Origin of the sequence: Gorillibacterium sp. CAU 1737 (assembly GCF_039888655.1) — a bacterium.
Classification (GTDB): Bacteria; Bacillota; Bacilli; order Paenibacillales; family NBRC-103111; genus Gorillibacterium.
This window is the reverse complement of the sequence record NZ_JBDQQO010000004.1, coordinates 64,817-86,698: the sequence shown is the minus strand read 5'-3', so window position 1 is coordinate 86,698 and position 21,882 is coordinate 64,817. Positions and strand designations below refer to the sequence as shown.

Below are 21,882 nucleotides of genomic sequence, written 5' to 3'. Positions count from 1 at the left end.
ACCGCCCGCAGGCGGTCTTTTTCAATGAGTACTTCGTTGAAGCTCATTCAGCCACGTCTCCAGCTCGGCGCTTCTAGCTGCATACCCTATAAGATCGTACAAGGTCCCGATCACTTGCTCCGTTCCCAGCTGCTGTTCTTCTGCATCTGAGCATTCGATAAATAGAGACCGGTTCAAGCTGTACTCAAGCCAAGCCAATCGGCCACGAAATCCGGTTGCCAGGACCACATTCCAATCGGCCGCCAAAGGGCCGATTTTCCGTTGGTATCCTTGAAGGAATGCCAGGAACCTGTCCTTGTCGATCGTCCCGCCATCCTCCCGCGACCAGTAAAAGGCAGTCTCCGTCAGATCCTGCAGGGGATGGATTGAGCCGGCGGACTCCCAGTCGATGATAACGGGGCCATCCGCGGTCCACATGACGTTCTTGGGCTCTAGATCACGGTGACTGAACACTCGATCTGCCTCAAGCAAGCTTGCGGAATGATTCGCCAGCGCGTTCCATTCATACAACTTCTCCATGGCATCCTGCAGCTGGGTTACCCAAACGAAACGGGCCTCCCGGCCTCTTTGCAGATAGAACGTCCAGTCGATTGTCGATTCCTGTGAGGCCTCTTCCTTGTCCATGGCCAACCCAGAAAAGTCCGTCTGATGAAGATCAGCCAAAAGCGCGCCCATTTCTTCGCAATGCCTTACCGTAACCTCACTCGGTTTCAGACTGATCCCGTCCACCCAATCGAACACGAGGTAGAACGCGTTATTCCCTTCATGAAGGAACCGGCCCTCCACCCTTATCGCGGGGAGGGCTGAAACCACATCGGCCGCCCTGCTGGCTATTTGTTCGGAACGGATAACGTTTTGCTTTGCCGTCGGTCTCTCCATGATTTGAGGATTTAGCACCTTCACGGCGTATTTTCCTTTGGAGGTTGTAATGGCATACAGCTTATGGATAAGGCCTCCTGAGACCGCCTCTGGCTCCCCGATGAGTTCGCCCAGTCGAAGAGCGTGGCACAAGGTTTGAAGCTCGCTTGCAATATCCTTCATGACGATTGCTCTCCTCCGTTCACAAAGCCCGATAAATTTTGATATCGACTCCAGACTCGGTTGGGATGCCTTCCCCGGCCAGAAGAGCGTCGTTCAGGAAAGACAGAGCCCGGCTATTCGTGATCACCCTGGGAGTCGTCCGAAACAACGGTCCCTCTGAATGCCTGGGAACTCTCCCGTTGTTTTCGATATACAGCTCACAGTCCTGTCCAGTGTAGTCCTGTCCCCGAAGCATATACCGGGCCGACAGGCTGTGGTGCCCGCCCGACGCCCCGATGATCTGCGTATCGACTCCGCTCTCCAGCACGTCACCTTCGAAATACTTCCCGGTCGCCCGGCCGCCAAAGGAAATCATGACGACCGAATCACCGTCAGAATTCCGAAGCTCGGACGTATGCCCGATGGTGACGTGAACCGTCAAGGCTTCTTCCCACTCCATCGCGGTTCCTCCCCGTTCTTGCGTGAAGCGTTCCTCCCTCATGGATTCGTACTCACTTCCTGGTCAAGCTCATGCTGCACCGGGGGCGCATTCAGAAACGGCCGTTGAAGGCAGGCCGACAAAAACTTTTCCGTAATGTCCAACACCTGAGGATTCCAAATCCCGATCCCATGATCCGCGCCAACAACCTTATAGAACAGCACTCTCTGCTCATGGGCTTTGAGCGCCTTGTACATCTCGATGCTCTGGTTGACATGGACGACGGTATCCCGATCCCCATGGATGAGAAGAAACGGCGGAAGCGGCTTGTCCAGCTCCTGATGAAGCGGGCTGGCCTTCTTCGCCAGCTCCACATGCTCCGGCACCGGGCCTCCGATAAACAAGCCCTCCGGTGAATCGGCGGCATCGTGATCCAGGATGTCGTTATACCGTCCCAAGGTCAGCAGGTCGGCCACTCCGTAATAATCGACAACGGCACTCACCTCATCCGACTGGTCCGGGTACAGGTCGTTGGCGTAATCGCCCATGGTGAGCCCGGTCATCAGCGCCAGGTGCCCGCCTGAGGAATCCCCCCACACCGCCACCCTTCGCGGATCAACGCCATACTCCTCTGCATGCGCACGCATGTAGCGAATCGCGCATTTTACATCCTCCAGCGCCGCGGGAAAAGGAGCGATATCCGTGTCCCGAATCTCCACGCTGGCAATGACATAGCCCTTCGCCGCCACGTGGGAGAGGTTGGGGATCGCCGCGTACAAGTTCTGTTTTCTCCAGGCCGAGCCTTGGACAAAGATAACCAGCGGGAACCGATAATCACTGCGGCAGGGCTGGATAATTTGAAGCCTTCTCTCGACATCGCCATACTTGGCATAGACAACGTCCGGATGGTAGGTACAGGAGTAGTACGCTCCTCTTTCCGCAAACTCTCCATAGAGAATCTGAGTTCCTTCTGGTGCTTCAACTGCGGCTCGCTCCGCGGCTTTGTGATCCATTTGAACCCACTCCTTGAATATAATCAACAGCCGGGGTCTCCCCCTACAACTTCATTCTAACGCTGCAATGTAAGCGCAATCAACAGTCAGGAGCGACGAGTTGACATTATATAGGGAATGCTGTATAACATCAAAGCCAATTCGAAAGGAGGGTCCGCATGCACCGAGTAATCAAGATCCGATACACGCTCTTCTATGGAGGAGAGCCTGAGGCGAATGCCAACGGGTACATGGAGTTGAATGCAGAGGGTCACCTTATCGCGCTCTTCAATCAGCATGGCGAGGAGATCGACCTGTACGGCGGGCATGAATATGTGAAGGTACGGACGCTGGGCACCTTCAATAATGATGACCGCGACGACTTCTATTCCTTGCTCGAAAGTGACGGGGTAGGCTGATTGGGCCTTCCCCTTGCTAACTTCGATCAACCGATTCACAGCGCAAGGAAGTACACCGCCCCATGAGCGGTGTACTTCAGGCTTATTCGTAATCGCTCCATTCTTTCGTAAGCGCATCAATCGTTAACTTCGCTATCTCCGTTAGGGAATACTTAGGCAGGAGGTGCTTTATAAACTCACAGCCAAGGTAATAGCCAACATCGGAATGCCCTTGATAGGTACACCAATCGCCAAAGAAATCCTGCGTGCTTTCATTCTCTTCAACCCTACGCCTGTACTCCTGAAATAGAGCATCTTTGTTCTTGATGCACCAGCTTAGCCATTCCCCATCATCTTGATGATAGTAAGAAAGATCGTTGCAAAGCAGCTGCTCCCCATACATGGCAACCCCTTCCCGGTACAGCTGCCATATGGATTTATCGCTTTGTCTATCGATGTTCAGGCATTCATTCCTGACAGCATCGTGCCAGATATGGGTTACTTCGTGATAGAGGAGGGATGCCATACTCCGCGCATCACACCAGTCTAGCTCTATGATTTTCTCCATGCCCAGCAGGACCGTCATTCTTCCGTCTATAGAAGTAGCCCACCCCGCGCCGTTGCATAGGCCTAAATACAGGACAATATCGACCTCAACCTCGCATTGAAAAACGTTGAAAAATCGATCGTTAAGTTGCTGCGTGGCCAGTAGAAAGGATTCGTGTGTTTCCTCTAATTTTGATCGATTAGAAAGAGCAGACTGAATAACGGGGGCAACCTGACTAGCAAAATCATAGTCTTTTGCATCATCTTCTACTTTTTCTCTAACCGAAGTGGAAATGGAATCTGCGTATTCTCTCCAGCGAGACAGGCTCCATTCCTTCTGTAAAAAGGCAGCTTGTATTTCGTTATAGGTATCCACAATTCTCATAATGGCAGCAACCTTCCTGGCCTGAATCACACGCTGCTCGGTTTCCGCTCGACCAACTGATAAAAGCGCAGCTCCGTGTAGAAGCCCACCCGGCCGTCCTGGATGTGAAACTCCTCGAAGCCTTCCCAGCAGGGACGGTAGTCGCTCTTCTGTTCGATCCAGCGGATGAAAGCCCGCCAGTCCTTCTCCAGAAAGTGATGAACCCCCGGAGACACCGCATAGGTCCCGCCGCTGTACGTCTTCCTCTTGACCTTCTCCGTCTCGGCCCAGCCTGTCGGCACATCGGTAAGATCGAAGGACACCTCGCAGAACGACTCCTGCTCCTCCGTCTCCCCGTACCGGACGCCCAGCTTCACCTGCGGCCCATTCGCCAAGCCGTTTCGCTCCACCCAATTCAGTATGGCATCCATCGCCTCATATTTCAGCTTCCCGAGGTCATCGCCTACGGCGCGGTAATGGACCGCTTCGCGGGAGGGCAATTCGATGATCCGATTCTCGGTCGGCCGCCGGATCGGAATGAAGATGTCCATCTCCGGCGGGGTGACGGTGCTGCGCTGGTCATACACCTCCATCACGGCAAAGGGCGTATCGGGCAAGTGAGCGGTCAGAAACGTCTGGCTCTCGAACCACTCCCCATACACGTACCTGATCGTTTCCCCCAGCGTCTCCGCAATCGGCCCCTTGTGGGTGGCCTTCGCATAGAGCAGCGGCGGAATCTCGATCCCGACGGCTCCCTCCGGCACCTGCTCCAGCCCCTCCACCTCGAAGCCGACGAAATACCGGAGCGTGCCGTCCGCATCATTCAGGCTGAGCGCTACGTCTTCCTCTTCCTCCGGTCGCACCCGGTTGCTCACCTGTCCAAAGAGACGCTCCCAACCCTGGAAATACTCATCCCATACTTGCGTGAAGCTCCTCTGTCCTTCTCCCATCCCGATAAACCGCTCGATTCCGAGCAGATACAAGGTCGGCTTGTTTACCACCTGCACGTCCACCCTTCGGTCTCCCCTTTCGAATCCATCTCGAATGGAGGCCTTCCTCATCTCCTGGAACGTGTAGCCGCGCTTGCGGTAGCTCTGGGGCGTCACGCCGTAAGTGCGCTTGAAGGCTCGGCTGAATCCTTCATGCGATTCGAACCCGTAGCGGTAAGCCAGCTCGACGATGCTCTCCTCCGCTCCCAGCAGGCGCCGGGACGCCACATGCAGCTTCCGACGCATGACGTAGTTCATCGGCGTCTGCCCGGTGTAATGGGTGAACCACTTGAAGAATTGCGACTTGGAAAAGGCCGCCCGCTCCGCCAAACCATCGCTGTCCACCGGCTCCTCGATCTGATCCTCGATGTAATCGAGGACGGCTTGAATGCTTCTTGCTGATTCCATGGGGATGAACCTCCTTTCCTCTGAAGAATAGCATTCGGGGGGAAGGGTGTTCTCGACCGTTCTTCTTGAGTTTCATTCATTAGGGAAGGGGAACGAGCGTATATTGATTCATGCTTCCTTGGGTCACCACGTTATAGATCACCATTTTGTTATTGGGAAACTTCACTCCGTACGGAACTATACCGTTTGGGCTCTCATCCCCCCGAATCGTGACAACACTTGGAACGGGAACTGAAAAAGCAACTGGATTTGTGCCCAGTACAAAGGCGGCGTGAATCGGCTGCCCATCGACCAGCACCGTCACGACATCCCCCCTCTTCTCTTTCAGGTTCCAAAGCAGCATTCTCGCTTGTCCTCCCGAACTCAGGCCTTCTACTGCAAAATCACGCGGTTTTAGCGTCACCTGCTGCTCCTCCCCCACGAGAGGGGTGTCGCCCGCAAGCGTCCGATTGTTCACTTGATGGTCGAGTGGAGCAGGCTTCGGATCAAGCACGAACAAGCCTGCCACAAGTGCCATTGCAGCCAGCAGCCCAATCCCGAGACGAAGCCTGCTCTCTCCTGGAACGATCTCTTGGCGGGGAGGTCTCTCTGGATTTCCGGCATCGAAGAGACCGGCGGCGTCCTCATAACGTTCCGCCACGTCATCCTGCTCATCCGCTCGGTTGTTACTCCCATCACCTGATAATCTACGGTTTACCTTTTCCATAGCCCTTCTCTCCTTACCTTGGAACTAATGGGATACTTCGCGTACCAGTACGATAGGTAAGCCCGCCCCAGCACCAATAGGAGGACCGCGAGAAGAATCGCAACCGACTTGGGGAGGGCCTCCTCGTCAGCCCACGCCCGAAGGACGACTTCCCCCACGTTCGTGACGACTAGCATGACATAGGCGATCTGGAGTGTGGGCAGTAACACGGGTACCTTCTCATAGAGAACCCTCATGCGGTTCCACCTCACCGTCATAAACAAGTAGAGCCCGAACAGGCCGGTTATCGCCAAAGGCATGATCACCAGAGGTGCTCCGCTAGAGATCATACGCCATTCATCCACGAGGCACATGACGGGGGCAATGAGAACGAATAACGCCACAAACGGGTACAAAGCAAACAGAGGAATCGAAACCAGGAAGCCTATTATTCTACCCATCGTTACTCCTCCAAGTCTTCCGGAAGTAAAGTCGTTAGCACCTCAACACTCAGCTCCCGGGAATTCGATAGACGCAGGGCCTGGTTACGTATAGCCCGTTCACAATAATTCCGCACAAACCGCCCGTTTCCAGCATCTCGTCGGCCCGAAACTTCATGAAACTTGCTCGTCATGATCTCCAACGCCTCTCTGCTTGGGCGATAACCCAAAGTCTGCAGCATCCCGTGCGCTATCTGCATAAGCTCGTCAGGAGAATAGTCTTCGAATTGAAGAACATTCGGGAATCGCGATCGCAGCCCCGGGTTCACCTCCAGGAAGCTCTCCATGTCCTCGTCATACCCGGCGAGAATCACGATGAGCCGATCCCGGTAATCGTCCATGGCTTTGACCAAGGTGTCGATGGCCTCGCGGCCAAAGTCGGTCTCTCCCCCTTGAGCGAGTGCATACGCCTCGTCAATGAAGAGTACGCCGCCCAGCGCATCCTCCACCACTTGCTTCACCTTTAGGGCGGTCTGGCCTACATAGCCCGCCACAAGGCCGGACCGGTCTACTTCGATGACCGTATCTCTTTTTAGTATTCCGAGCTCCTTAAGCTGCTTCGCAATCAATCTGGCCACCGTTGTCTTGCCTGTACCCGGGTTGCCCTTAAAGATCATATGGAGCGTTTGACCCTCCTGGACGGGGAGGCCGAGGGACTTCCGCTGCTGAGTAATATTGATTTGCGCAAACAGACTTGTCACAAAGGCTTTGACCGCAGACAGACCAACAATCGATTCCAGTTCCCCTAATGCAGAGGCATGCTGCTTGCTGCCCTCTTCAAGCTCAAAATCTTCACATAAGAGGGTAGTCATCTGCTCTTCATTTTTTACGGCCTGCTCTACGATGCGTACAGACTGATTCCGAATGGCTTTCTCCAACACGTTTCGCGCAAGCCGCCCATTTCCGTTATCCCGCTTGCCCGCTACTTGTGTGTGTTCAAACCAATCCGCGAGTCTCGGCCCAACAGCCGGGTTTAGGGAGAAGCCCTTTTGCTTTGCCAAAATTTCCGTTATTTTCAAAAGCTCATGCCCGTTATAGTCCGGGAATTCGATTACGTTTGGGAACCGTGACGCAAGGCCGGGATTCGTCCTCATAAAGTCTTTCATTTCTTCTGTGTAGCCGGCCAAGATGACGACCAGATTATCCTTATGAAGCTCAATTAACCGAACCAAGGTATCGATCGCTTCTTTTCCGGGGCCTGCATGGTCAATCAGGCTGTAGGCCTCGTCAATAAACAGGACGCCTCCAAGTGCCGACTCCACCACTTGAGTTGTTTTTGGAGCTGTCTTTCCTACATACTCCGATACTAATGCGGAACGATCTACCTCTATGAATTGCCCTTGTTTAAGAATACCCATCGCTTTCAGCATGTCTGCCGCAACCCGGGCAAAGGTTGTTTTCCCCGTTCCCGGATTTCCGAGGAAAATCATGTTGAGGCTTTGAGACGTGTCCACCTTTACGCCGGCTACTTTGCGAAGAAGATCCGCTTCAAGCTGTGTTTTCAGATCCCGCAGCAGCACTTTGGGCGGCTCAACACCTACAATAGGAAGGAGTCGCTCCTCCAAATCAAAAGGCTTCTTCTCATCAAGACCGAAATCGGGGCTTCGTAAAATCCTCCATTCCCCATCTTCCGCCAAGCCGCTGTTTAATCGGGAAGACTGCTTGCGAACCGCCTGCTCAAATAGATTGCGCACCAGCCGGCCATTCCCGCTATCGTTCTTGCCGGGAATTTGCCTTTTTTCAAACAGGGCCATGAGCGGTTCAATTGTATGGGGGTCAAGCGAAAAGTCATTTTGCTTACAAATCCCCTGGAGAATGGAGAGCAGTTCTGCCGGGGTGTAGTCTTCGAAATCGAGAACGAACGGAAACCGTGATTTAAATCCCGGATTTGACCGAATGAACTCCTCCATCTCTTTTGTATAACCGGCAACAACGACAACAAGATTGCCGCGATTGTCTTCCATGCCTTTTACAAGCGTGTCGAGTGCTTCTTGACCAAACGGATCATTTCCCCGAGAAAGGGTATAGGCTTCATCGATAAACAATACCCCGCCAATGGCTTCTTTTAGTTTCTGCATTGTTTTGGGCGCTGTTGAACCGACATATTGACCGACTAGATCCTGTCGGGTGACTTCGATCAGTTGGCCCTCAGACAAAAGCCCAAGAGATGTAAAGATCCGCGCTATCAAGCGTGCAACGGTTGTTTTCCCTGTTCCGGGGTTGCCGGAAAATATCATATGAAGGGCCATCGGTGCCGTTTTTTGGCCAACGAGTCTCCGCTTGGTCCCCGCATGTACCGTCTCGATCAATTCGTGGATGGCTGTCTTCACAGACCCAAGTCCCGTAAGTTGGGTAAGTTCAGCCAATACGTCCTCAATGGTTTCTTTATGTGCCGTCTGTTTTCCCATAAGAACAACCTTTTCATTCCCGCTCACGAGAACAAACAAGTGATTCTCTTCCGAGAGAACAAAGGTGTCTCCCTTCTCGATAACGCCCCGTGCTCGCAGGTCCAAAATACAGCCATAGATCGAGTTCTCTACCCCCTCTTCCATGTCCTGGCCAAAAGCTTTTGAGTCCATACCGCGCTGTGCCAGCTCATGAAAAAACCTCTCATCGGGTATGACGGACACCCCTGTTTGCTGCTGGAGCCGAGGGGCATACTTGGCCCACTGTTCCTGAGCCACGACCCCTAATGTATCCATGGACAGGGCTTCAGTCTGAGCAAAATATTCAATATGCTTCAATAGAGCTGGAGGCAGCACGGTAACATCCAACTGCTGGTCATACAAGATGATCAGATGGTAATTGATCGCGTTGACCGTCTGCCCTTCAGGCGTTCGGAACCATCCCTCTTCAAATAACTGCGTCAAGAAGGAGATATAGTCCGAGTCTGCCCGTTCAACCCCTGTAAAACATACGGTACCCCATCCGTCGGCAAAGGCAGCGGACAAATCCGTAAGGAAGTTCGTTCGAATTTCTTGCGGGGTGTATCGCTCCAGGTCGATGAGACACACATCCTTGTAGCCGATCAATCGTTTGTCATACAAGAGGGCGATCAGCATGGCCAAGGAGCTCTTCTTTCCGGTTCCCGGCAAGCCAGAGAGGAGAATCGTGGACTGAACCTTCGTGTTATCCTGCTCCAGAATGGCTTTCTTGTAGGGAATAATAAGTTGATCCAGAAACTCACTTTGGTCATGAATTCGATTCTTTAAGCTCTGGAGAACTTCACTGAAAAGGGGATCGATCCGGCCAGCGGTCTGCTGCAGGGTTGCTGACTTTACACCGCGCTTAACATCCTGGAAGACCTCCTTCATCGCTTCTCCGGATGCGGGATTCAACGCCGAGGGAACAGCCGCTGAAAATCCGACGGACGGGGCGAGCGAAGAGTGGTTCGCAGGCAGACCCATCGAACCAGTGGATGAGGTCTTCTTCAGTCTGCTACTTTTTGTCTGAATAAAGCCCTTCTGTTGAATAAAATCCAGCAACTGAACTTCCGGAAAAAGAATTCGGAGCCACTTCAAACGCGCCACTCCATCCCATAGTGTATTTCGTTGGAAAGCATCTTACAGATAAGACGAAAAGGAGAAGCCTATTTTGTCGATATATGGATGTTTGTCTCAATATTTTACCAGACATTGGATTGGTTTTGTTTGACGAAATAAAGCAAAGGTACATCACTCCATGAGCGATGTACCTTTATTGACAGCCTACATTGATAAAACTCTGGAGCCTGATAGGAAAAGGTGCACGTATGGGCAAAGGTACACCCGAGCTCTTTCCCCTGTCTCTCCGCTTCGGCGATCATCCGCGATCCAGAAGACTCGGCAAACAGGTTAGTATTGATCCTCGCTCGACAAATCTACCCCTTCTTGGCAGGAAAAACCGTTACGCCATTGCCTCGTATTCCAGTAATCTGCTAGAAATTGAGCCGCTTTCCGGCAGGATTTCAGAGGCACAGGTCAGAATACGGACAGCCTCGTCCTTATGCCCGCCCCATAGTAATGCTTCGGTGATTCGCATGAATTCAAACTCCATCAAATAGTAATCATCTTGGCTCACCCTATTGATCCGGTCATACTCCACCATCGCTTTCTCTACTCCACCAGACACAGCCACGGCTGCAATCGTATGAGCAATGGATCGCTTGATATGGGAAACGTCCAATCCAAGCAATCGATCAAGGATCGGATAGTACACACTTCCCAGCCACACGTAGTCGCAATTGGTCATAATGGATATCGCGATGTCTTCATCAGGAAGGAGGATCAGATTGCTCAAAAAGCCGGTATCCCAGCCTGAGTGGGAAAGGATGCGGGCCCCCTTGTATTCTCCAAGAAACCATCCCAGTCCAACCTGTGCATGATCTTCCCCGTATCCCGTTAGCGCATGCGGTTTCCACATTTCAAGATAACTGTTTGACTGCAGTAAGGGGTACCCGTTCCCCGCCATACCCCGGTTTAGATGCGTCAGCATATAGCGGCACATATCTTCCGCATTGGTATACAGGGTGGAGCTGGGGCCATGAGCCCTGTTGTAGGGAAAAACACTACTGATCTCCCCACCATACCCATTGGAAGTTCCCAGCACATGGGGAGTGGCAAGGTGGGCTTCGATCTCCTGCTTCAGAAACGAACTTGACTGCATTCCAATAGGCCCAAGAATATTCTTCGTCATGTATTCTTCGAAGCTCATTCTGCTAACCTTTGCAATCACATCACCCAAAATTTCGTATCCGATGTTGCTATAGGCAAACGTTTCCCCCGGCTGGCTAAGCAGCTTGTGCCGACTGATTCCTTTTACGTATCTTTCCAGGCTTTGCTCGTCGTACTCAGGTCGGTCCCATGCGTAATCTTCTTCATCCGGCATACCGGAGGTATGGTTCATAAGCTGCCTTACGGTAAGCTCACGAAACCGCTCGTCCTCCATCGCAAAATACGGAAGATACTCGGTTACCGGCGAATCCAAATCTATTTCTCCTTGCTCAACCAATTGCATGATGGCCGTAGCAACGAAGGTCTTCGAGACCGAAGCTTGGTGAAATAAGGTGCTGCTTGTAATAGGATCACCTGTACCTACATGGGAAACCCCATATTCACCGGTAAACAGAATCTTGTTGTCCTTCACTATTCCGACAGCTAACCCTGTAAACGGTTCGTTTTCTATGTACTCTTGCAGCATTTTATGTAACGAACGCTCTACATTCTGATCGTTCACCATGCTCAACCTCCCCAGCTCTCTGTTCATGAATCTATGATGAGGCCACTATGAAAAGATAGGGTTCAAATCGACCCACTTTTTGAGCATGTCCACATCACTGTCGACATTCCAGGTCACGGTAGAATGTCCCCATGTATTGGTCAGATACGTGATGTACAATGTGCCAATATTGAAGATCCGTCTAAACGGGATAAAGAGCGCGATGGAGTCAACCTCCGCTTCGCTCATGGCCCTCACCTTGTTGTAGCCATTCAGGAACTGTTCTTTCCGACGTTCCCTTTGCGGGAAATTGGCTACGTCACTTCCCATGCCAAAGGGATAGGCGTACATGGAGATATCATAGGCGCGCCACCCCTTCCCGCAAAAGTCAAAATCAATCAAGATGGGGTTATGCTCCGCATCAACCCGCACATTGCCGCTATAGAAGTCGCCGTGGCAGATGCCAAATTGAGGCGTTTCGGTTGGAAGCCCTTTCAACTTGTTCTTTACCTGCTTCCCAACCTCTTCCAGGAAGTCCAGATCAAAGTCGTGAACCTCGGAGAATTGCCGCGCGGCTTCCAGAGAGCGGTCAAGGAAGGTGCTTGCATCCAAGTCCCATCGATTTAGGGCAGCATCACAACGATCCCAGGCGGTATGAACAGAAGCGATGTAGGCGCCCAATTTCTCGTTCGACTCAGGCGTTTCTTCGATATGGCTGAACTCGCGCATCCCGACTGACGTATACAGCACGCCATATCTTACTCCGTTCGCAGTATGAAATTCCGAAATATATGTACCATCGTGTTTCCCAACGGGTAGATTCACAGCAAGGTCGGCTGCCTTCAGATGGAGAAGCAAATCAAGCTCCGATTGAATTTCTGCCTTGCTTCGAACGCCTTGACGGTAGACCTTGTAGAAGTACGTTTGATCGCCTGCCCATATTTTATAGACGTCATGCAACCCCCTGGAAAACAATCGGCATTTTAGCTGAGTACGAGAAAAGTATTCGTTTGAAAGATGCGTACTCAGAGCATCGGAAGAGAGTACCGATACTTCGAGCGGAAATAGTTGATTCAATCTAATCCCTCCATTACGTAAGGCCATTCCTTCGCAGGACGGCCCTTTCTTACAATCGATTTGTTCGATATTACTTTGAAACGAAGGTATGCTCCGCGAAATGAGACCGCTCTACAAAATGATTTCGTTCGTAGAATCGTTTGGCCCCGCTATTTGATTTGGCCACACGCAGGAATATCCTTTTCATCCCCATGGTGTTTGCCATTCGATGAATGCAATGGTTCAGCATCCGGCTTCCATACCCTTGATTCTGATAGTCTGGTAGGATAACAAAATCTCGAATATACTCACCCGCTATCACGTAGGCCCCAATCAAGGTATCCTCGATCCAAAAAGACCTCACCCGATCATCCGCTGCGTAACTAAGCATGGACTGTAAGAATTGATCTTTTGGTGATGGTTCGGTGCTCCAACCGTTTTCGACCTTCAACGGGTAATAGGCTTTGTCGAAGAGGTGAAGGAATTCCTCCAGCCTGTCGGGGGAAAAGCCCTTTTCCACAAGCGGAGTGATCTCCGGCAGCTCCACTTCCTTCGCGAAATCGTACTGAAGATGAAAGCCCTCCATATCGGTCGCGAACCCAAGGCTTTGGGCCAGCTGAATGATTTCCGTATTCCGCCCATATACGTTAAAGCATACTTCCCTTGTTTCACTTGGACTTAAATGCCGTTGCAGGCTGTTCGCCATAAGCGTGATCAGGGCTTCGTCATGGTGATACCTAGAAAAGACGGCATACGCGATGATGCAATCCTCATTCTCCACCACACAAAAAGCCCCCTGGCTACGAGGTGAATCTTCATAGTGAACCAGGGTTACCGCATGATTGGCAAAGCCGCTCTGTACATAATTCGCCGCGTCCGTAGATATCAACGAAACAAACCGGCATACTTCACTCTCGATCGTTCCCTTCATAATTCCCCTACCTTTAGCACAAATATACAAGTAGTTTACCAGTATTTGCAGGCAAGCAGTATGTAGAAAACACTTATAATAATTTGCAGCCCTCCAGCTCCCGTGCAAGCAAAACGAAAACAACGCGCACCGGCTGACTACCGGGGCACGTTGTCGGCTTGACTCTCTCTTTCCCTCCGCCAATGGTCACGGCTCCATCTTTATCAGATGCATCTGTACCAGCTCGTAGCCAGCCACGCCTAACGTTTCGAACGAGGCATATTCATCTGGAGTAAGGTTCCGAATGTACTCGTCTCCACGGTACAAATGCCCCGCGCACTGGAATACCTGTCGCTCCTCCTTCTCGGGAGTCAAGGGAATGTTTCCTACTACCCTCCACGTTCCGTTCTGCAGCTTTTCCGGCGAGGTGAAGATGACGCTGCTTTGCCGGTTTCCAAACCGATACTGAAGAAAGTCGCCATCGCTCAAATCGGTTTCATCCGACGTCAAGCGAATGACACCGAACGAAAACGCCTTTTTGAAACGGCCCTTCAGCGCGCACACCACCTGGCATACGGCAGATCGCCCATCGTTCATGGGAATGATGAAGATATCGCCTTCGCGAAATCCCGTTCTCATAAGCCTCCTCCTTACGGTCCCATATCACGAAGCAACGAAGGGTTCAACTCCCCTTTTCCTTTCGCTTCGTTCCACGTGGTTCCGCTTCTTCATACGGGCTTCCTATCCCTTCGGCTTCGGTAAGCACGACCCACTGATTGACCTCATCATAGCCCGACACTTCGGCGGTCACTCGATAGCGGGGGTACATCCATTCCGTAGAGGTTTTGGATTTCAAGGCGGATGTGTCGGTTATCCCTATGGCCTGAGGTGCTCGTAAGGCAATCAGCGTCCCTTGTGGGAAAAAGGCTTCGATCTCCCCTTCCACTTGCGTCCCGACAGGAAACAGCCGCTTGGTTCGATACCAGTCTTCGATCCCGTGTTGCAGCTGCTCGTGCCAAAGCTCCTCGAATTCCGCCTGACTTATTACGTGGTAATAAGGTTCCTGCACATCCAACGGATGTTCGGCCAGCATGAAGGGATGGAACGCGTGCTTCCGATTCGAGGGGAGGCATGAGCCGTCCTCCTGATAGACCAACTGCCGATGAGCAACACCGTCATCGTCGATTTCAAAATACCAGGTCCCCATTCCCGGCTCCTGGATGTCCTTGAGATACTTCAAGCCCGTCCCCCCTTATTCCATTCCTTTACCCAAAATCAGATAGGCCGCCATATAGGCGGCCCATGGGATCGAGGAGACGGAATATTCGTCGATAAGTCCTTACACTCTCTTTGTAGCGGGAGGGCTCACGATAAAGTCCACTTGAAGCTCGGGGAATGCTTCCTGCAGCAGCTCCACCACGGTCAGCATCCCGGCCTCCTCGCTGCTCTGGTGTCCTGTGATAATCAATGCCTTGGGAAGTCCCATATCCACGGCATCTCTTACATACTCGTTCGTCTCCCACTCATTCGTCTCGCCAACGATTAAGAGATCCAGGTTTCGGCTCTCGAAGTATTGGATATGCCAAGGCCCGCCAGCCGCACCGGGCAGCAGTCCGAACTGCCGAACGGGCATGTCCAGATCCCCGACCACCGTCATGCTGTCGACACCGAGCTTGTTTTTCAGATGAGTCACCAGGGTACGGACGGTGTGCTGCTCATCAAGGGGCAGCGTAAGGAGACCCAAATCCTCTGGATTGGCGTAGGCTTCCCATTCCAGCTTCTTGAGCATGCCGATCTGAATCCCGTCCGGCTTGTAGCTATGGATATAATCGTGCAGGCGAAAGATCGAAATTCCCGACTCCTCGATGAGCTTCCGCTTCCGCTCATAGACGGTACCCCCGGGTAGCCATCCCCCTTCATCCGAGTGGGTATAGTAAGTCGGCTCATGCGTGATGATCAGATCGACATCCGATTCCACCGCTTGCTGAATGACGGCATACGTCGCCATGAAGACAACCGCCACTTTGCGAACTTCTGCATCGAGGCGCCCGCTCTTCAATCGATCAACCGTCTCTTCGAAAGGGCCAACGGGTTCAATTAGGCGATCGATCACATTCTGGACCGTAATGGTCATCTGTGAAACCTCCATTTTCGTAGTTTGCGTTATTTATGTACATGGGCAACTTGATTATCCTGTTACTATTCCCTTTCTACATGGGGCGAGTCAATCCTGCTTTCTCCAGAGGATGTCGATGCCCTGCTTAATGATCAACCCCACTTTCTGTCTCATGTTCATCCAGGATACGGGGGTCTTCTGTCTTCATCGCTTCCGCCAGGAAGCCCTTCTCCAGGCGCAGATGCAGCAGCTCGGTCCGCAGGTCCTGCTCGATCTGATGAATGTTCGTGACGATCTCCTCCCCGATCGCTTTCCCCAGCTCCCCCTGCCGACTGACATACTCCAAGACCGACCATTGGCAGCCTTCGCACAGCTTGATCCTCGCCAGCAGCTCGTCTTCCTCGTCCACCAGCTTTTCGTACACGTCATAGGTCCGTGTCATGCGGGTTTCCTCCTTGTAATGGGTGTTTTGTTGGGATTGTATATCTGAACTTCTCATGCTGAACTTGATTATGTAATTGTTTCCCATTATACAATGTGCACTATAATTCGCCAAGTATACTTCGAGGATGATTTTTCACCAATTGCCTACGATAAAGGGAGCACAGAAAGGATGTGTTTCCCTTGAAAAAGTTAAGCGAAGCTCGAACGCAAAAAGGACTGACCCAGGAGCAGGTCAGTCGCACTGTAAATATATCGCTGAAGCATTATCAAAACATCGAACATGGAATTACTTCTCCGACGGTGAACATCGCCCTGCATATCTGCGAGATTTTGGATGTTGATCCTCGTGAGATTGAGGAGTGGAAGGACCGGAGGAGGTTTGAGTAACTTCGACAACTCCTCCTTCAGATTTTTGGCGGCGATGATGATCATTTTGAGTGTTTGAGATCTTCTAGTTCTCTCATAATCAGCATCCGTTTAAAGTTCTTCATCACAGTTTCTTTGAAGTTAGTATATTCATTCTCAAAGAGGCTATAGATTTCAGGAATCAGCAACGGAGTTGTTAATTGGCTGTTAAACCTAACAAATGGCCCGTCCGTTTCAAAAAGTAGTAAATCATTAGGAATTTGACTTAATACTCTTTGTCCTTTTTTTGATTTTTTCATACCGTAGTTTACTGAAAACATATAGTTATTATTTACTATCTTCTCAAGTGTAGAAACCTTTCCAGAATACCAATGGAAGACCGCTTGCTCCACTTTATTTTGTATTAAAATCTCAATAACCTCATCCTCAGCATCTTTCGAATGGATTGAATAAATTTTCCCCTTGTTATATTTTTCTTGAGTAATAAAAGAGAAGTTATCTAATTGCTCATTCTTAGTGAACTTGTTTCCTCGGGATAAGTCTATTCCAACTTCACCAATGTAATTTGTTGAACCCACTAACCTATCAAACAGATCTCTTTTGAAAGGAAACTCTCCTGTCAATTCAGGATGATATCCAATGGCTAGCCTAACATATTTATAGTTTTTAAAGCTAATCGAGTGTTTCTCAAATAGCTCTGGCAAATTGGTAACAAACAGCGCATATATCTTATTCTTTTCATATTGATTTGCTATCTCCACAGGTTTGGGATAATGATCAATATGCACGTGAAAGTCAATATATGTCATACTTTCTCAAATACCTTTCAACTTCTTTACTGAATTCCCGAAGCATTTGATCAGTTTTTTGAAGGAAGTCAATCTCTTTATAGTATCCTTCTTTTAAACCAAGTAAGTGATAAATATCTCCTGAGTCAATATCTGCTTTAAATGCTTTGAAATACTCAACTGATGATTTATACTCCGAAATTTGGTAATTATCGCTGATATGCCTTAGCTTACCCTCATAACTTACTTCGTATTCAACATCATATTTTTCATTGTCGTACGAAGCTAATGAAATCTTTCGCAAAATACAGGGAACGCAAAATCCGCACTGCTTCTTCTTCTCATGAATATAACGATTTTGGCGCGACATTGAACAAGTATGTGTATCAACAATCTTATTCTTAAAATCCTTGCTAAGTCTAGCAAGGATTTGTCCCTTTGTTTCAAACTGAAAAGGATTCCATACCTTTATCTTTATTTCCAAAATGGAAAGCAATCTATTATATAACATTATAGTTCTAGGATGTGTAGTTTTTGTAGTGAAACGACCGTTTTTCACAGGATTCAGGGACAGTATACCGTTTTCGTATATATAAACATTTTCCACATTATTTGCATAAGCTACTACGCTTGCTAGTGTTAAAAAAAGCAAAGATCGTGTTGCTTGTGTGGGCTCCTTTTTCTCGATATCCAGCTTTTTAAAAAAGTATAATAGTGAATCAGTATGTCTTCTTGTGACAAACTCTTTAATACTATCTTGTTTTCCTTGCTCAAACGTATTCAATTTGTATCCACAGTAGATACTTTTCAACCCTGACTCAATATTTCGATATGCACCACAAAATGAATCCAAGCCCCCTGAGAGCAATGACACATTATGGAAACCTCCAAAGCGTAATGGCAAATTGTTGATTATCAACCGTTTATCTTGCTTTGTAAATTTAATATTTAAATGATCTTTGCTTACAAACAACAGCAATTCTTTTAAAGTTTCTCTAGCTTCTTCCCATATATCCGGATTAGCAACGGGCACTACAATATCAAATTTTCGACGTTGGTTAATTATTCGTTCAGTGGTTATATCGTTACAGAAAATAGTAGCCATGACATCAACAAGGTCTAGCAATCTACAATCGAAATCTGTTTCAAAACTATGAGTTATAACGTCACCTAATAGAATTTCGTATGGTTGGGCATGGAAAACTCCAATAAAGTCATATGCCATTATTAAAACTCCCCGAACTCTACTTTTTCTGCACGTTCAACGATTGTAGAAACTAGCTCTTTTAACGACAATCTCTGCTGCATATATTCATTAATTGTGGCTGCCAGCTCTTCGTTTACAATTCTCTTTGCTTGTCTTTTTATTAACCCATTAATTTGTTCATGGCTCACTTCAATATATATGTCACTGATAGCTTCGATGGCTTCTTCTTGAACGATAAGGAAAATTAAGTTAGAGCAAAATTCGATCAAAAATTGATTGATCTCTTTTTCCTCATTAATAGTCCATGCCAAAGCCATTCTAAATGCTTGTAATAAAAGTTCAGAGAACTCACCCTCAAATTCGCCCTCTGCTAGTTCTAAAATCTTTTCAATACATTGAGTTAGGGTTAAAGGATCTCCCAGTACTTCCTCATAGATAAACCCTCCAAAGCCACCTGCTCGAAGACCACCGATACTTCCAACCGCTGTTTTTATCAATACTCTCAGCTGATCTTTTTCTAATTCTTTAGTAATTCGTTTATTGGTAAGAACCTCCGAAGTTACCTGTGGAATAACTTTTTGAATATCTTGGCGATCTCCTTCTAATAATAGCTTTTTGATTTTCTCAGATGATTTCCTTTTGGATGTACCCATAAGAAATTCTCTCCTTGATTTTAGCTTTTCTACAATTCTACCACTATTTTCCGAACTAGAGTATTGTCTTACTCTGTATTCAAAGACTATTCATAGAATTTTAATCAACCATTTCAGAAAGACTCCGTCTGTTTTGGCAAGTAAAAAGACATCCGTATCGGATGCCAAGAGACCTAAAATTGGCAAAGCAATCCATTTACAAAATTTCCCCCGCCATATGATAAAACTCACCTCGCTGTCTGTAAGGTCAAGTTTACTAATATCAATATTTGTAAAATGTATAGAAATAACCTACACTATCCTTGCGATAAGTTATAGATCACTGGGGTGGAGCAAGATGCAACTATCAAAAGGCTCTTTAGAATGGGCAAAAAACCATATTAATAGATTTTATGATTCTGATTTCTACGTAAAACCGTTTGAGTTTAAGGCCATTTGGTCAAATTGGGGTGAAGTATCGCATCATTTATCTGAACGAAGCTTAGGTGACCTGATCTCTTTAGTAAAACGTCCTCTTATTTACCCGACTCCTAAACATTCTGGTGGTTATAGAATGGTTCACCAGTTAGATCCCCTAGACTCTATCATTTATGCGGCCATGACAAGGGAAGTTGCAGAATATATCGAGTCTAGGAGAATCAATACTTCTGATGATGTAGTATTTTCCTACAGGATTAAAGTAAACGAGAATGGAGAGTTATTTGATAATGAAGTAGGGTATGAAAAGTTTAAAAACAAAAGCGTGGAATATGCAGGAGCAAACAATTATGTTTTGGTTACTGATATAACCGATTTCTATAATCAAATCTATCATCATAGGTTACAAAATGCTATTCAATCTTGTGATAATGGACTTGACGAAATATCCAAGCTCATTGAAAATTTTATGATGGAGCTTACTAACCAAGTATCACGTGGAATACCTGTAGGACCCTCATCAAGTATTGTAATGGCTGAGGCATTGATGATTGATATTGACGAATATATCATAGGTAAAGACCTACCTTATATCCGCTATGTTGATGATATTAGAATTTTTTCTGACGATAAAAATATCCTAAATACGGTTTTGCATGATTTAACGTCATATCTTTACTCTAATCATCGATTAATCTTGTCTAGCTCAAAGACTAAAATATTGAATTCTGATGAATATGTCGCAAAGTATATCGACGATCCCCACGAACTTGAAAAAACTGAGATACATAATGCAATTAGAGAATTGAACTTAGCAGTTTCAGATGATTATGGTTTTATTGAAATGACTCAATCTATCGACACTTTACCTCCTCAGAGCAGAATTAAAGCGCAAGGAAAGGCATTCCAATCATTTCTCGATATGATAATCAGCTTTGAAAGATTGGATCTTGGTCTATCACGTCATATCCTACGTCGGTCTAAATATCTGAAAAGCCGAGCAATACTAAATCAGGTTCTGATTAATTTCGATTTTTTTACTCCAGTGATAAGGGATGTAATCTTATATTTAGATTCAGTAACATCCGATAAAATGTTCGAATACAACCAACCACTAATAGAGAGCATTGTCACTAGTGCGGCTACCAAGGACCTGCCACATATTGGGTATTGGTTACGTAATTATCTAGCCTCAACAAAATTCACGAGAAGATCCAATATACTGACACAGTTTGTACTTCGTGGTTCATTACGCGAGCAAGGAATACATGCAATTACTCAAAAAAAAATCCCGTGGGTAAGAGAACATAAAGATCATATCGATCAAGTAGGTCCTTGGGATAGGAGAGCAATAATTTATTCAAGTCAAATACTTAGTAAAGATGAACGAAATCATTGGATGAATGCTATAAGCAGACGCGATGATATCGTTGATAAGTCTATCGCCAGCTATATCAAATCGGTTGGATATACTTAATATTAGTCCCTTCGTGGGAATAAACCATACTTTAAAGAAACAACAACCTTCCCTACCTAGTATAAGATAGCGGCTGTTAAGGGGACGCCTCATTGGAAGTTTTGTGTATGTTAGCTTCTTTTTGGACGCAATTCAATTTATTATTATCGTTTTAGTTGTATTTCATGGAATGAAAACAGCATCTGCAGCGGTGGGGCTGGAGATGCTGTTCCAATCCTCAAGAATGATCCTAATAGGAATTTGAGAGAAAGTTTGTTCAACTTATTTGGATGGACATTCCGAATTTCGACAATCAACTTCAGTTTCATATTCAGTCCTTGAACGTATTACTTTTGTATGCGATAACTCAACCTCATATCGGTCTACTTTTCCTTGCCCACATGCACATTTTGAGCTTGAAATTAGTTTTCTACTGTCCACTTCCCAATTACTTCCCATTTAAATCACTCCAACTTTCAAATTTAAATTGTTTGAGTATTTCACAACAAATTTTCTGTGGCACTGGATTGATGGTTTGGCTGGCTACAGATATGCAAGCATTTTTCGACCATCCTCATCATCACGATAGCAGTCGACGGAAAATATGTTGTCGAATCACAAGGCTAATTGCCCTTAGTTAAGTAGTTATCCGAAAATTCCTCCAAGTTTTTTTATTATCTTTACTATTTCATCACCAAAAGCTTTGGGTTCGATACCGCAACAGCTATCCTTCTCATAAACCTTATTAATTTGGTCTAATAGGATTTTAGAGCTTGGTATTATACTTAGTTTTATCTGAAGTAAATATTGCATTTCATAGAGATGCTTCTATTCCCGTCAGTCTTATGACGACTAGCATAATAGTATGCTGAGATATCTGTTATAAACTCAGCTACAATTACTGCAACATCGTCAATGAGTTTTTTTCTGTT

21 protein-coding genes are annotated in these 21,882 nt (G+C 47.8%); 3 read left to right on the top strand and 18 right to left on the bottom strand.

Annotated elements, in window-relative coordinates; all coding sequences use genetic code 11:
- Positions 1-21: 21 nt before the first annotated feature.
- Genes AAFN83_RS10160 through AAFN83_RS10150 form a run of 3 tightly spaced genes read right to left on the bottom strand, consistent with a single transcriptional unit; the run spans position 22 to position 2,472 of the window.
- The gene (locus AAFN83_RS10160) at positions 22-1,041 is read right to left on the bottom strand and encodes a phosphotransferase (RefSeq protein WP_347768891.1); all 1,020 of its coding nucleotides are present in this window, start codon (positions 1,039-1,041) and stop codon (positions 22-24) included.
- A 19-nt stretch (positions 1,042-1,060) separates the two neighbouring features.
- A complete protein-coding gene (locus tag AAFN83_RS10155; RefSeq protein ID WP_347768890.1) occupies positions 1,061-1,522 on the bottom strand; it encodes a DUF3237 family protein in 462 nt (153 codons plus the stop codon).
- Complete coding sequence (locus tag AAFN83_RS10150) at positions 1,519-2,472, bottom strand: alpha/beta hydrolase fold domain-containing protein (RefSeq protein ID WP_347768889.1); 954 nt, start codon at positions 2,470-2,472, stop codon at positions 1,519-1,521. Before AAFN83_RS10150 ends, AAFN83_RS10155 begins: the two co-directional genes overlap by 4 nt.
- A 158-nt stretch (positions 2,473-2,630) precedes the next feature.
- On the opposite strand from AAFN83_RS10150, the gene AAFN83_RS10145 reads away from it, so the two are divergent.
- Entirely contained in the window at positions 2,631-2,870 is a 240-nt protein-coding gene (locus tag AAFN83_RS10145; protein ID WP_347768888.1) for a hypothetical protein, read from the top strand.
- An 82-nt stretch (positions 2,871-2,952) separates the two neighbouring features.
- Here AAFN83_RS10145 and AAFN83_RS10140 read toward each other — a convergent pair whose 3' ends face one another.
- The 12 genes from AAFN83_RS10140 to AAFN83_RS10085 form a co-directional block, all read right to left on the bottom strand.
- Positions 2,953-3,780: a hypothetical protein gene (locus AAFN83_RS10140; RefSeq protein WP_347768887.1), complete on the bottom strand. Its 828-nt coding sequence runs from the start codon at positions 3,778-3,780 to the stop codon at positions 2,953-2,955.
- 26 nt (positions 3,781-3,806) lie between these two features.
- A complete protein-coding gene (locus AAFN83_RS10135; RefSeq protein ID WP_347768886.1) occupies positions 3,807-5,156 on the bottom strand; it encodes a helix-turn-helix domain-containing protein in 1,350 nt (449 codons plus the stop codon).
- 79 nt (positions 5,157-5,235) lie between these two features.
- Positions 5,236-5,862, bottom strand: coding sequence for a hypothetical protein (locus tag AAFN83_RS10130; protein ID WP_347768885.1), 627 nt, complete (start codon positions 5,860-5,862; stop codon positions 5,236-5,238).
- Positions 5,850-6,302: a hypothetical protein gene (locus AAFN83_RS10125; protein ID WP_347768884.1), complete on the bottom strand. Its 453-nt coding sequence runs from the start codon at positions 6,300-6,302 to the stop codon at positions 5,850-5,852. The genes AAFN83_RS10130 and AAFN83_RS10125 overlap by 13 nt, the downstream gene beginning before the upstream one ends.
- 2 nt (positions 6,303-6,304) lie before the next feature.
- Complete coding sequence (locus tag AAFN83_RS10120; RefSeq protein ID WP_347768883.1) at positions 6,305-9,871, bottom strand: AAA family ATPase; 3,567 nt, start codon at positions 9,869-9,871, stop codon at positions 6,305-6,307.
- A 355-nt stretch (positions 9,872-10,226) separates the two neighbouring features.
- Complete coding sequence (locus AAFN83_RS10115) at positions 10,227-11,558, bottom strand: serine hydrolase domain-containing protein (protein ID WP_347768882.1); 1,332 nt, start codon at positions 11,556-11,558, stop codon at positions 10,227-10,229.
- A gap of 45 nt (positions 11,559-11,603) precedes the next feature.
- Positions 11,604-12,641 carry a phosphotransferase enzyme family protein gene (locus AAFN83_RS10110; RefSeq protein WP_347768881.1) on the bottom strand — a complete coding sequence of 346 codons (1,038 nt, stop codon included), beginning with the start codon at positions 12,639-12,641 and terminating at the stop codon, positions 11,604-11,606.
- 43 nt (positions 12,642-12,684) lie between these two features.
- Positions 12,685-13,524 (bottom strand): GNAT family N-acetyltransferase, encoded by an 840-nt coding sequence (locus AAFN83_RS10105; RefSeq protein ID WP_347768880.1) that lies wholly within the window; start codon positions 13,522-13,524, stop codon positions 12,685-12,687.
- Positions 13,525-13,710: 186 nt separating this feature from the next.
- Entirely contained in the window at positions 13,711-14,142 is a 432-nt protein-coding gene (locus AAFN83_RS10100) for an Imm26 family immunity protein (RefSeq protein WP_347768879.1), read from the bottom strand.
- Positions 14,143-14,185: 43 nt separating this feature from the next.
- Positions 14,186-14,743, bottom strand: coding sequence for a hypothetical protein (locus AAFN83_RS10095; protein WP_347768878.1), 558 nt, complete (start codon positions 14,741-14,743; stop codon positions 14,186-14,188).
- A gap of 99 nt (positions 14,744-14,842) precedes the next feature.
- Positions 14,843-15,637 carry a Nif3-like dinuclear metal center hexameric protein gene (locus tag AAFN83_RS10090; RefSeq protein ID WP_347768877.1) on the bottom strand — a complete coding sequence of 265 codons (795 nt, stop codon included), beginning with the start codon at positions 15,635-15,637 and terminating at the stop codon, positions 14,843-14,845.
- A gap of 127 nt (positions 15,638-15,764) precedes the next feature.
- Positions 15,765-16,061, bottom strand: coding sequence for a hypothetical protein (locus AAFN83_RS10085; protein WP_347768876.1), 297 nt, complete (start codon positions 16,059-16,061; stop codon positions 15,765-15,767).
- Between the two features lie 173 nt (positions 16,062-16,234).
- Between AAFN83_RS10085 and AAFN83_RS10080 the strand changes: the two genes are divergently transcribed.
- On the top strand, positions 16,235-16,450 hold the full coding sequence (locus AAFN83_RS10080; protein WP_481810499.1) for a helix-turn-helix domain-containing protein: 216 nt from the start codon (positions 16,235-16,237) through the stop codon (positions 16,448-16,450).
- A gap of 41 nt (positions 16,451-16,491) precedes the next feature.
- On the opposite strand, the gene AAFN83_RS10075 is transcribed toward AAFN83_RS10080, so the two are convergent.
- The 3 genes from AAFN83_RS10075 to AAFN83_RS10065 are packed head-to-tail and all read right to left on the bottom strand — an operon-like array spanning position 16,492 to position 19,077.
- Positions 16,492-17,238, bottom strand: coding sequence for a TatD family hydrolase (locus AAFN83_RS10075; RefSeq protein WP_347768874.1), 747 nt, complete (start codon positions 17,236-17,238; stop codon positions 16,492-16,494).
- Complete coding sequence (locus tag AAFN83_RS10070) at positions 17,225-18,442, bottom strand: 7-cyano-7-deazaguanine synthase (RefSeq protein WP_347768873.1); 1,218 nt, start codon at positions 18,440-18,442, stop codon at positions 17,225-17,227. Before AAFN83_RS10070 ends, AAFN83_RS10075 begins: the two co-directional genes overlap by 14 nt.
- A gap of 2 nt (positions 18,443-18,444) precedes the next feature.
- The gene (locus AAFN83_RS10065) at positions 18,445-19,077 is read right to left on the bottom strand and encodes a hypothetical protein (protein WP_347768872.1); all 633 of its coding nucleotides are present in this window, start codon (positions 19,075-19,077) and stop codon (positions 18,445-18,447) included.
- A gap of 337 nt (positions 19,078-19,414) precedes the next feature.
- Here AAFN83_RS10065 and AAFN83_RS10060 point away from each other — a divergent pair, with 337 nt between their 5' ends.
- Entirely contained in the window at positions 19,415-20,971 is a 1,557-nt protein-coding gene (locus tag AAFN83_RS10060) for an RNA-directed DNA polymerase (RefSeq protein ID WP_347768871.1), read from the top strand.
- Positions 20,972-21,882: the final 911 nt, after the last annotated feature.

Bases quoted from the DNA above. Each gene is read 5' to 3' on its own strand.
- AAFN83_RS10125 (WP_347768884.1), bottom strand. From the start codon at position 6,302: ATGGGTAGAATAATAGGCTTCCTGGTTTCGATTCCTCTGTTTGCTTTG.
- AAFN83_RS10100 (WP_347768879.1), bottom strand. From the start codon at position 14,142: ATGAGAACGGGATTTCGCGAAGGCGATATCTTCATCATTCCCATGAAC.
- AAFN83_RS10075 (WP_347768874.1), bottom strand. From the start codon at position 17,238: ATGACATATATTGACTTTCACGTGCATATTGATCATTATCCCAAACCT.
- AAFN83_RS10085 (WP_347768876.1), bottom strand. From the start codon at position 16,061: ATGACACGGACCTATGACGTGTACGAAAAGCTGGTGGACGAGGAAGAC.
- AAFN83_RS10065 (WP_347768872.1), bottom strand. From the start codon at position 19,077: ATGGGTACATCCAAAAGGAAATCATCTGAGAAAATCAAAAAGCTATTA.
- AAFN83_RS10130 (WP_347768885.1), bottom strand. From the start codon at position 5,862: ATGGAAAAGGTAAACCGTAGATTATCAGGTGATGGGAGTAACAACCGA.
- AAFN83_RS10145 (WP_347768888.1), top strand. From the start codon at position 2,631: ATGCACCGAGTAATCAAGATCCGATACACGCTCTTCTATGGAGGAGAG.
- AAFN83_RS10160 (WP_347768891.1), bottom strand. From the start codon at position 1,041: ATGAAGGATATTGCAAGCGAGCTTCAAACCTTGTGCCACGCTCTTCGA.
- AAFN83_RS10135 (WP_347768886.1), bottom strand. From the start codon at position 5,156: ATGGAATCAGCAAGAAGCATTCAAGCCGTCCTCGATTACATCGAGGAT.
- AAFN83_RS10090 (WP_347768877.1), bottom strand. From the start codon at position 15,637: ATGACCATTACGGTCCAGAATGTGATCGATCGCCTAATTGAACCCGTT.
- AAFN83_RS10150 (WP_347768889.1), bottom strand. From the start codon at position 2,472: ATGGATCACAAAGCCGCGGAGCGAGCCGCAGTTGAAGCACCAGAAGGA.
- AAFN83_RS10110 (WP_347768881.1), bottom strand. From the start codon at position 12,641: ATGGCCTTACGTAATGGAGGGATTAGATTGAATCAACTATTTCCGCTC.
- AAFN83_RS10060 (WP_347768871.1), top strand. From the start codon at position 19,415: ATGCAACTATCAAAAGGCTCTTTAGAATGGGCAAAAAACCATATTAAT.
- AAFN83_RS10140 (WP_347768887.1), bottom strand. From the start codon at position 3,780: ATGAGAATTGTGGATACCTATAACGAAATACAAGCTGCCTTTTTACAG.
- AAFN83_RS10155 (WP_347768890.1), bottom strand. From the start codon at position 1,522: ATGAGGGAGGAACGCTTCACGCAAGAACGGGGAGGAACCGCGATGGAG.
- AAFN83_RS10070 (WP_347768873.1), bottom strand. From the start codon at position 18,442: ATGGCATATGACTTTATTGGAGTTTTCCATGCCCAACCATACGAAATT.
- AAFN83_RS10105 (WP_347768880.1), bottom strand. From the start codon at position 13,524: ATGAAGGGAACGATCGAGAGTGAAGTATGCCGGTTTGTTTCGTTGATA.
- AAFN83_RS10115 (WP_347768882.1), bottom strand. From the start codon at position 11,558: ATGGTGAACGATCAGAATGTAGAGCGTTCGTTACATAAAATGCTGCAA.